General features: G+C 67.1%; 8 protein-coding genes and 3 pseudogenes. 3 read left to right on the top strand and 8 right to left on the bottom strand.

Features of this window, described 5'->3' with window-relative positions:
- Positions 1 to 284 precede the first annotated feature (284 nt).
- The 3 genes and pseudogenes from IEX31_RS14535 to IEX31_RS14525 form a co-directional block, all read right to left on the bottom strand.
- Positions 285 to 1,031, bottom strand: coding sequence for an ATP-binding protein (locus IEX31_RS14535; protein ID WP_188744135.1), 747 nt, complete (start codon positions 1,029 to 1,031; stop codon positions 285 to 287).
- A pseudogene (istA, locus tag IEX31_RS14530) lies at positions 1,028 to 2,201 on the bottom strand (IS21 family transposase); the annotation flags it as partial. The pseudogene istA and the gene IEX31_RS14535, both read right to left, overlap by 4 nt.
- Before the next feature lie 28 nt (positions 2,202 to 2,229).
- Positions 2,230 to 2,387: pseudogene (locus IEX31_RS14525) on the bottom strand (IS30 family transposase); the annotation flags it as partial.
- A gap of 65 nt (positions 2,388 to 2,452) precedes the next feature.
- On the opposite strand from IEX31_RS14525, the gene IEX31_RS14520 reads away from it, so the two are divergent.
- On the top strand, positions 2,453 to 3,127 hold the full coding sequence (locus IEX31_RS14520) for an IS630 family transposase (RefSeq protein WP_229662385.1): 675 nt from the start codon (positions 2,453 to 2,455) through the stop codon (positions 3,125 to 3,127).
- Between the two features lie 141 nt (positions 3,128 to 3,268).
- Here IEX31_RS14520 and IEX31_RS14515 read toward each other — a convergent pair whose 3' ends face one another.
- Together IEX31_RS14515 and IEX31_RS14510 are read right to left on the bottom strand one after the other, a co-directional pair.
- Positions 3,269 to 3,601 carry a hypothetical protein gene (locus tag IEX31_RS14515; RefSeq protein ID WP_188744134.1) on the bottom strand — a complete coding sequence of 111 codons (333 nt, stop codon included), beginning with the start codon at positions 3,599 to 3,601 and terminating at the stop codon, positions 3,269 to 3,271.
- Between the two features lie 17 nt (positions 3,602 to 3,618).
- Complete coding sequence (locus IEX31_RS14510) at positions 3,619 to 4,491, bottom strand: NmrA/HSCARG family protein (protein ID WP_188744133.1); 873 nt, start codon at positions 4,489 to 4,491, stop codon at positions 3,619 to 3,621.
- Between the two features lie 85 nt (positions 4,492 to 4,576).
- Between IEX31_RS14510 and IEX31_RS14505 the strand changes: the two genes are divergently transcribed.
- Entirely contained in the window at positions 4,577 to 5,050 is a 474-nt protein-coding gene (locus IEX31_RS14505) for a MarR family winged helix-turn-helix transcriptional regulator (protein ID WP_188744132.1), read from the top strand.
- A gap of 47 nt (positions 5,051 to 5,097) precedes the next feature.
- On the opposite strand, the gene IEX31_RS14500 is transcribed toward IEX31_RS14505, so the two are convergent.
- From IEX31_RS14500 to IEX31_RS14490, 3 genes and pseudogenes are all read right to left on the bottom strand, one after another.
- Positions 5,098 to 5,280, bottom strand: coding sequence for a hypothetical protein (locus IEX31_RS14500; RefSeq protein ID WP_188744131.1), 183 nt, complete (start codon positions 5,278 to 5,280; stop codon positions 5,098 to 5,100).
- A gap of 499 nt (positions 5,281 to 5,779) precedes the next feature.
- Entirely contained in the window at positions 5,780 to 5,992 is a 213-nt protein-coding gene (locus IEX31_RS14495) for a cytochrome c-type biogenesis protein (RefSeq protein WP_188744130.1), read from the bottom strand.
- Positions 5,993 to 6,182: 190 nt separating this feature from the next.
- A pseudogene (locus tag IEX31_RS14490) lies at positions 6,183 to 7,162 on the bottom strand (IS30 family transposase); the annotation flags it as partial.
- Between the two features lie 218 nt (positions 7,163 to 7,380).
- On the opposite strand from IEX31_RS14490, the gene IEX31_RS14485 reads away from it, so the two are divergent.
- On the top strand, positions 7,381 to 9,909 hold the full coding sequence (locus tag IEX31_RS14485; RefSeq protein WP_188744129.1) for an ATP-dependent Clp protease ATP-binding subunit: 2,529 nt from the start codon (positions 7,381 to 7,383) through the stop codon (positions 9,907 to 9,909).
- Positions 9,910 to 10,154 lie beyond the last annotated feature (245 nt).

The following is a 10,154-nucleotide window of genomic DNA, read 5'->3' as shown; positions in this document are numbered from 1 at the left end:
CGACGAGCCCGCGAACGGGCCAGTTCAGCGTCCAGCGCCGCTTCAGCCACAGACGGCTGGTGACGCTCTTGGACGCTCTGGTGGGCACCGGGAAAGTGCCTCTGGCCGGAGTTCCGCGGGTGGTGGGCAAGCAGGTCCGAGTTTTCCGGGCGGTGACCGTGAGTATTCGGAGGCTTGAGGGCCACTGATATTGGGGTTCGGGGCCACCCGATATTGCGGTTCGAGGCCATCTGATATTGCCGGTGAGCGCCACCCGGTGGTGGTGGCGCTCACCGGCGGGCGGTTCAGCCCGCGACCGCGGTGTGTTCGCGCATGTTGGTGTTGCCGGTCTCGATCCAGATGGCGTTGTGGACGATGCGGTCCATGATCGCGTCGGCGTGGACTCCGCCGCCGAGACGCTGGTGCCAGTCCTTCTTCGCGTATTGGGTGCAGAACACCGTCGACGAGCTGTCGTAGCGGCGTTCGAGGAGCTCGAGCAGCATGCTGCGGACGTCATCGGTGGGCGGGTCAAGGAGCCATTCGTCGATCACGAGGAGCGTGAACGCGGCGTACTTCCGGAGCCATTTCTCCTTCCCGCCGGGCTTGTCCCTTGCCGCAGCCCAGGATTCTTCGAGGTCGGGCATGCGAACGTAGTGCGCCCGGTAGCGGTGCTGACACGCCTGCTTCGCCAGCGCGGACCCGAGGTAGCTCTTCCCGGACCCGGTGAATCCTTGGAACACGACGTTCTGCTGCCTGGTGATGAACTGGCAGGTCCCGAGCTGCGCGATCACGCCGCGGTCCAGGCCGCGCTGTTCGAGCATGTCGAGGCGGCGTAGGTCCGCGTTCGGGTAACGCAGCCCGGCCCGCCGGATCAGGCCCTCGACCTTGGCGTGGGTGAACGTGGCGTGGGCGTCGTCGACGGCGAGCTTGATCCGCTCCTCGAACACCATCCCCAACGTGAGGGTGTCGTCCTGGACCTCGATCGCGTCGACCAGCGACGACACCCCCATCTCCCGGAGTTTCCGTTTGGTTTCGGAGTCGAGGTGGCTCATCGGGTGCCTCCCGCGTAGTAGTCCGCGCCGCGGACATACCCCACCGGCTCCGCCATCGCTGGTTCGGCCCGTGGATTCCTGCCGTCGGGATGATCCTGGTTGGTCTCGAGGATGGGCCGCAGGTGCGCGTAACGCGGTGATCTCACCCGGGATGCCAACGCGACCCCGGCGGCGGCTTCGACGCGGGCGGCGGAATAGCGGCGGGTCAGCCGCAGCACTGCCAGGGCCGCGTCCAGGCCTTGCTCGTCGACGGGGACGGACTCGAAGATCCGGTTCACCACGACCGTGGTGTTCTCCCCGATCCGCCCCGCCCATTCGCGGACACGTTCGGCGTCCCATTGCCGGTAGCGGGGCCCATCGGGCAGATCGCTGTCGTGGGTGCGGTACTCGTTGACCACCCCCAGCCACGGGTGCGAGCAGATGACTGGTCAGTCGCTGATCGCCGGCGAAGATCTCGATCGTCGTGTCCGTGGCCCGCAGGTCCACGGCCCGGCCGATCTGCGGGTAGGGGACGGAGTAGAAGTTCCGCTCGAACACCACGTGCCCGTTGCGCTGAACCCGGCGCCCGTAGAACCATCGGGAAATCTCGAACGGAACCTGCGGGAGTGGCCGCAGCAGCGGCTTCTCCTCCGCGTCGAACACGCTCAGCCGGGACCCGGCGCGTTTCTGGAACGGCTCCGCGTTGTAAGCGACGACGCGCTCGTAGACCACCGCCCGCAGCTCCGGCAGCGTCGCGAACCGCCGGTCACGGAGGGAGGCGATCACCCAGGTCGCGATATTCCCGACGGTGTTCTCGACACTCGCCTTGTCCTTCGGTTTCTTCACCCTGCCCGGAAGCACCGCGGCGGAGTAGTGCGCGGCGAGTTCCCGATACGCGTCGTTGAGCACCACCTCGCCCTCCGCAGGATGCTTGAGCACCCCGGTCTTCAGGTTGTCGGGGACGACCCGTGGAACAGAACCCCCGAACCAGTCGAACATCGACACGTGCGCGCGCAGCCAGGTGTCCTGCCGCATGTCCAATGCCGGTTCGACGAACGAATACCTCGAGAACGGCAACGTGCCGACGAACAAGAACACCCGCGTCTGCGCCCCGGTAACCGGGTCGGTGAGCTGCATCGTCTTGCCCGACCAATCAACCTCGACCGTCTGCCCCGCCTTATGACCGACGCGGCACCGGCGCTGTGTATGTCGGGCGGTATCTCGCCCCAGCCCTCCAGTCTTGGCAGGTGCACGAGAAGCGTGGATCTGCTGCTGCGCTCGACGAGCGTGCCGATCGCGGACCGGCCGATTCCGATGATCAGATCACCCTCCCAATGCCCCGGGGATGGCGCGAACGGCAGCATCGGCGGGACGCTCGGGCTCCCGCCGCTGGATCACTCCACGATCGGCCGGACCCTGAAAAAGGGGGGCTTCGTCCTCACCTGAAGAAGTGCTGGACGATCCCCCCGCACGCCAGCGGTGAGTTCGTCGCCCGGATGGAGGACGTGCTGGAGGTCTACCACCGCCCCTTCGCTCCGGCGGTGCCGGTGGTGTGCATGGACGAGGAGCCCTACCAGCTCCTCGGACACGTCCGCGACCCGCTCCCTGCCCGTCCCGGGCACGACCTGAAGCAGGACTCGGAGCACGTCCGTCACGGCAACTGCTCGATCTTCGTGTGGACAGAACCCCTCGCCGGGAGGCGCCGGGTGAACGCCCGCCGGCAGCGGACCAGGGGCGACTGGGCGCACGAGATCGACCAGCTGCTCAGCATCGACTACCCCGACGCCGGGCGCGTCGTGCTCATCATGGACAACCTGAACACCCACACCCTCAGGTCGCTCTACGAAACGTTCGAGCCTGGGAAGGCCCGGGCGCTGGCCGAACGCCTCGAGATCCACTACACGCCCAAGCACGGCTCCTGGCTCAACATCGCCGAGATCGAGCTGTCCCGACTGACCCGGCAATGCCTGGACCGGCGCATCGACGACCTCGACCTGCTGAACACCGAACTCGCCGCCTGGCAGACCGCGACCAACGACGACCAACGACAAGTCGACTGGCGATTCAGCACCAGCGACGTCCGCATCAAACTCCGTCACCCATACCCACAACTTTAGACGCGACGGTCTGNCGATCCTCCGTCGACAGCGCGACAACATGGTCCTTGGGCCTGGGCATGACAGACGACTCCTCCCGATCAAGTATCAATCAGGACAACCCAATCCCAACATACACAACTAATTAGGAGCGACACGCTACTAGTCGGACGACGAGGGCTCGTAGTCTCGAAGTCCGCGAAGCACTGCGCGTAGGAACGGTAGGAAGCCTCCAGGGCCGCTGACGCGATCCTTCATGTGTACGGTCGTCGTCTCGCTCAGCTCGAAGATCTCGCGGACTATCTGGAGTCGGGTGTCCAGGTCGATGCCTGCCCCCATGAGGACGTGGTCGACCTTGCCCTGGGCGAATGCGCTGCGTACGTCGTCGATGCCGGTGCCCCCGATGAGCCGGAGGTCGGGCAGGGCCAACTGACGCTGGACGGTGTCGATGACGATTCCCGTCCGCCCGAGGAGCACTACTACGGTCTTGTCCATTCTTTGCGTCCCTCCAGTCAGGCAGGCATGCTCGGCTGCCATGCGGTCTGTGTGAGCCAGTCCCGCAGCCTGCGGAGCTCGGGGTGTCGCCGGCGCAGGGCCGGGATGTCGGCCTGGTAGCCGAAGTCGTTGAGCCACTCGGACATCAGGGCCAGGTCCTCGCTGAACCCGCGGATCTCGTCCAGGGGCTGCTGCTCATAGCGGGCCGGCATTGCCAGCGTCTCTCGAAACACCTGCGCGATCTGCGGTCCGGTGAGCTCGTCGCCAGCGAGGGCGATGGCCTTGCCGATGTGTTGCTCGGGTCGCTCGAAGGCGTCGGCGGCGAACACGCCGATGTCGGCCGTTGCGACCATCTGCAATGGCTTCGTCGGGCGCACAGCGAGACGCACGAGCAGCTCCCCGTCGACGGTCTGTGGCCGTTGGACGGTGGCGAAGTTGTCCATGAACGTCGTCGGGCGCAGCACGGTCGCGGGAACCCCCAGCATCCGCAGGTGCTGCTCGATCTGCCACTTGCTCTCGAAGTGGGGCACGCCGCTTTGCCGTTCGGCCCCGTCCACCGAGCTGTAGACGAGGTGTCCGACGCCCACCGCTGCCGCAGCCTCGGCGACCCGTTTCCCCCGGCTCACCTCACCCGTGACGCCCTCGGGCCCCATGAATGTCTGGACGCTGAAGACGGCCGCGGCGCCAGCCATCGCACTGCTGATCAACTCGGCGTCGTCGAGATCTCCCTCGGCGAGTCTCGCACCGCGCCGGGCGAGTGCCTGCGCGGCGGCCGAGCCTGGCGAGCGCGTCAGCGCCCTCACCTCGTGGCCCCCGCGGAGCAGCTCGCGAGCGACTGCGCCGCCCTGCTGACCTGTCGCTCCGATCACCAGGATCGGCCGGTTCGCCATGTGATCGCCTCCGTCATCGACTTCTACTGGATGCTACTCGCAACAGTAGCAATCTGCAACAGTTACTCTCCGCTACCATAGCCGCATGTCTCCTGTCACGCCGCGGCCGCCCTCGTTGTTGGCGCAGCCGGCCTACCTCGCCTCGCAGGTCTCCCGGTACGGCCGGCGCGAGTTCGAACGTGCGCTGGGCGAGCGTGGGCTAAGGCTCATCCACCACGGGGTGCTGACGGCGCTGGACGACTTCGGCCCGCTCGCCCAGCAGCAGCTCGCCGACTCGCTCGACCACGACAAGAGCCACCTCGTCCGCCACATCGACCACCTCGAGAGCCACAGCCTCGTCACGCGCGTCCCCGACCCGATCGACCGACGTCGCAACCAGGTCGCCATCACCGATGCCGGACGAGCTGTCCTGCGCGAGCTGCGCACGGCAGAGCGCCGCTCGCAGCAGGGACTCCTGGACGCACTCACACCCGAGGAGCAACAGGCCCTCGAGTCGCTGTTGCGCCGCGTCCTCGTCGCCAACGACAGCGTCCGCCTCGGCGCAAGACAGGAGGCCTGACCCAGCGGCCGATCTGCGGCTGGAGCATCAAGCCGCGGCGGCAAACCTCACGGGCTCACCGACCAGCAGCTCGACAAGGAGCCGCTGGTCGACACCATCAGCTGCGGCAGCTCGACGGAACCTTCGCATGCATCGACGAACGCGTCTACGCGGCCGTCGAGCACGGCGTCAAGGAACAGCTCTACTTCCGGCGCATCGCCGTCCCCGCGCTCGACGACCACAACGGCCAATGGGTCAGAGTCACCCGGCAGAAGTACTGCCTGACACCTCACTCGTGCTGTGCCAAGATCGACCGCCTTATCGACGACGAATCCATCTCATCGCCGACTCGCCGACTCGAATCATCGGACTGTTCGTCCTGGTCTTCGCGCAATCGTTGGTGAACTGCGTTCGGTTACGACAAACGGACGTCGTCGATGACGGAGTGAAGGTCGGACCACGTTCGGCACGACACCGATTGCACTCCCGACGCCGATCGCCGACCATTTCTGATGGTGAAGCGACAGTCGACGTAGGAGGCGTTATCGGCTCGACGTAGAATACTCACGCGACGGTGTGCGTCTTCCCGAGGTGACGATCCGGGTTCACGCCTGGTGAAGCGGATCACGGTCGCCGACAGCGAGAAGTTCCTCCGCGCTGAGCTCTCGGGCCGCGGTACCGCCACCCGTCCTCAGGCGATCGCCCAACGTGGCATGCCCGTCAGCGGCCCCCGAGGACGGACTCAGCCCGTCAGCTGGACTTGTCGACGGCCGCGCGACGACGGCGCGCGATCCCCCAGCCGATGAGCGCGAGCCCTCCGATTGCCGCGATCGGACCGAGTATCGCCCAGAGAGTCGCGCCGCTCATCGCCGAGCCGGGGAGGACATTGAGACCCTGCAGCGTCCAGACGACGCCGGCCAGGGTGAGAACGATGCCGCCTCCGAAGATCAGCCAATTCTTCATTTCTTGCCTCCCGCAGCTCGTCCGGACCTGCTGATCCGAACGTAGTCCCCGTTCGGCCGTTCCGGTAGCGGCAGCAATCGGCGCCATCAGGCGATCAGCTGGCGTATTCGGGCGAGTAGCGTGAGGCGGACCGATTGCCGCGGGTGCGTCTCGTAGTGTGGTGTCAATTCCCGCGAGGTCTATGTCGCGGCGGGAGGTGCACGAGGATCGTGGAGCGGCTGCGGCGTTCCACGAGCGTGCCGATCGCGGACCGGCCGATTCCGATGATCAGATCACCCTCCCAATGCCGGGGGATGGCGCGATCGGCGGCCTCAGCGGGACGCTCCGACAGGACGACAATCCGCGGTGACATGCCCTTGCGGCTTGTCCTGAGACCGTGCCCGGGGCTCCCGCAGCGCCCGGCCCGTACGCAAGCACGCAATCAGCTCCCGCTTGAGCGCGCCACGCCCTTGAATGAACAGCGACTGGTAGATCGCCTCGTGGCTGATGCGCATGGACTCATCATCGGGGAAGTCGACCCTCAGCCGGTGTGAGATCTGCTCCGGACTCCACGCCAGCGCCCACCGCCGGTCCTGCCGGTGCGGCCTGTTCAGCCCCTTCCACGGCAGCGGCTCAGGCCCGGTGACCATCGTGCCGTCGGGTCGGCGGACACCACCAGCGAGCCGCTCCTGGACGTATTCGCGCAACCTGTCGTTGCCCGCGAGCGTCGCAGTCTTCGGGCGCTTGGCGGCCTGCTGCGCCTTCCACTGCGGCCACCAGGGCACGGTATAGACGGGCTTGCCGCCCCTGGTCGCCGCGTTGCGGCGCAGCTCGCGTGAGATCGTCCCCGGGTCGCGTCCGATCCTGCCGGGCGATCTCGCGCACCCCGACCTCCTGGGCACGCAGCAACGCGATCTCCCCACGCTCAGCGAACGACAGATACTGGCCCGTGGGCTCGGCCAGACTGATCGGCGACATCCCGCCACCGTGACGGAACCAGCGAGACCCGACCGGCCACGACACACCGACGGCCTCCGAGGCCTCGACCGTCGTGACTCCCGACGCGATCCGCCGCCAGAAGTCTCGCTGCACCGCACGAGACGGCTCCGGCCGCCCCGGTGAACGCATCGGCGGCCGCAACGCCCGATCCGCCGACCACTGCCGCCTCGCACCCGCCGGCGCCTCCGGCATCTACTTCCTCGCACGCCCCATCGCACACCTCCGTGATCAAGGTGTTGCGACCACCAGTTGAATCCGCTCAACGAGTATCGACAGGAGTGCTCGACGGGCGAGGCAGTAGCAAGTGCGAAGCCGCGCTGCGCCCACGGCGAACAGCGGCCCGCGCGGCATCCGGAGTGTTTACGCTCGATGTATCGACGCCCCTGCCAAAGGGGTCGTGAGGAGTTGAGATGTTCGAGAGATTCACCGACCGAGCCCGTCGTGTCGTCGTCCTGGCCCAGGAAGAGGCCAAGATGCTGAACCACAACTACATCGGCACCGAGCACATCCTGCTCGGCCTCATCCACGAGGGTGAGGGCGTGGCCGCCAAGGCGCTCGAATCGCTCGGGATCTCGCTCGACGCCGTGCGCGAGCAGGTGCAGGACATCATCGGCCAGGGGCAGCAGCAGCCGACGGGCCACATCCCCTTCACGCCGCGCGCCAAGAAGGTGCTCGAGCTCTCCCTCCGCGAGGCGCTCCAGCTCGGCCACAACTACATCGGCACCGAGCACATCCTGCTCGGCCTCATTCGCGAAGGCGAGGGCGTCGCCGCCCAGGTGCTCGTGAAGCTCGGCGCCGACCTCAACCGCGTCCGCCAGCAGGTGATCCAGCTCCTCTCCGGCTACCAGGGCAAGGAGCAGGTGCAGGTCGGCGCGAACGACCAGCAGCAGCCGCAGGGCGGCTCGCAGATCCTCGACCAGTTCGGCCGCAACCTCACGCAGGCCGCACGCGAGTCGAAGCTCGACCCGGTGATCGGGCGCGAGAAGGAGATCGAGCGGGTCATGCAGATTCTTTCCCGCCGCTCCAAGAACAACCCCGTGCTGATCGGCGAACCGGGGGTCGGCAAGACGGCGGTCGTCGAGGGGCTGGCGCAGGCCATCGTCAAGAACGAGGTCCCCGAGACGCTGAAGGACAAGCAGGTGTACTCGCTCGACCTCGGTTCGCTCATCGCCGGTTCGCGCTACCGCGGCGACTTCGAGGAGCGCCTGAAGAAGGTCACGAAGGAGATCCGCACGCGCGGCGACATCATCGTCTTCATCGACGAGATCCACACCCTGGTGGGTGCCGGCGCCGCCGAGGGCGCGATCGACGCCGCGTCGATCCTGAAGCCGCTGCTCGCACGCGGTGAGCTGCAGACCATCGGCGCCACTACGCTCGACGAGTACCGCAAGCACTTCGAGAAGGATGCGGCGCTCGAGCGGCGCTTCCAGCCCATCCAGGTGCAGGAGCCGTCGCTGCCGCACGCGATCAACATCCTCAAGGGCCTCCGCGACCGCTACGAGGCGCACCACAAGGTGTCCATCACTGACGGCGCCATCGTCGCGGCCGCGAACCTCGCCGACCGCTACATCAGCGACCGGTTCCTCCCCGACAAGGCGATCGACCTGATCGACGAGGCCGGCGCACGCCTGCGCCTGTCGATCCTCTCGTCGCCGCCCGAGCTGCGCGAGTTCGACGAGAAGATCGCCGTCGTGCGCGCCGCGAAGGAGACCGCGATCGAGGAGCAGGACTTCGAGAAGGCCGCGTCGCTCCGCGACGAGGAGAAGAACCTGCTCGGCGAGCGCCTGCGCCTCGAGAAGCAGTGGAAGTCCGGCGACGTCAAGACCACCGCGGTCGTCGACGAGGGCCTGATCGCCGAGGTGCTCGCGCAGGCCACCGGCATCCCCGTGTTCAAGCTCACCGAGGAGGAGAGCTCGCGGCTGGTGTTCATGGAGAAGGCGCTGCACGAGCGCGTCATCGGGCAGGAGGAGGCCATCTCGGCCCTCGCCAAGACGATCCGTCGCACGCGCGCCGGCCTCAAGGACCCGAAGCGCCCCTCGGGCTCGTTCATCTTCGCCGGGCCTACGGGCGTCGGCAAGACCGAGCTCGCCAAGGCGCTCGCCGAGTTCCTCTTCGACGACGAGGCGGCGATGATCTCGCTCGACATGTCGGAGTACGGCGAGAAGCACACCGTCTCGCGCCTGTTCGGTGCCCCTCCCGGGTTCGTCGGCTTCGAAGAGGGCGGCCAGCTCACCGAGAAGGTCCGCCGCAAGCCGTTCAGCGTCGTGCTGTTCGACGAGATCGAGAAGGCCCACCCCGACATCTTCAACTCGCTCCTCCAGATCCTGGAGGAGGGCCGGCTCACCGACGGCCAGGGTCGCGTGGTCGACTTCAAGAACACCGTCATCATCATGACGACGAACCTCGGCACGAAGGACATCTCGAGCGGGCCGGTCGGCTTCGCGATCGAGGGCGACACCCGCACGGGCTACGACCTCATGAGCGGCAAGGTGAAGGAGGAGCTGAAGAAGCACTTCAAGCCTGAGTTCCTGAACCGCGTCGACGAGATCATCGTGTTCCCGCAGCTCTCCAAGTCCGAGCTGCTGCAGATCGTCGACCTCTTCATCAAGCGCCTCGGCGAGCGCATGCTCGACCGCGACATGACGGTCGAGCTCACCGTGCCGGCGAAGGAACGCCTCATCGAGGTGGGCTTCGACCCGGCGCTCGGCGCTCGACCGCTGCGCCGCGCGGTGCAGCACGAGATCGAGGACCGCCTGTCGGAGAAGATCCTGCACGGCGAGCTCAACTCGGGCGACCACGTGCACGTCGACTTCCGTGACGGAGAGTTCGTGTTCACCACGTCGCAGCGGGCGCTGCCCGTGGGCGTGGGCATCAACTCGGGCGCCGCGATCGGCACGGGCCCGGTGAGCCCCGACCTCGCCGCGGCATCCGGCGAGTAGAACGACACGAGTGGACACGGGGGCGGATGCTGCCGCATCCGCCCCCTCGCCCGCGCCTCTATGGTGCCCTCCCCTGATGCGCTTCTCAGGAAGCCGGCCGGAACTCCCGACGCTTCTCAGGAGGAAACGCCGTCGCCCGCTGCGACACGCCAGATATCTCCTGAGAAGCGGAGGTGCGAGGAGGGGGTGGGCAGGGTGGACAGGGGCCGGGCGAAGGTGCCGGGGCAGGCTGCGGCATCCGTCCT

Source organism: Agromyces bauzanensis (genome assembly GCF_014645655.1).
GTDB lineage: Bacteria > Actinomycetota > Actinomycetes > Actinomycetales > Microbacteriaceae > Agromyces > Agromyces bauzanensis.
This window is presented reverse-complemented; position numbering and strand designations above follow the sequence as displayed.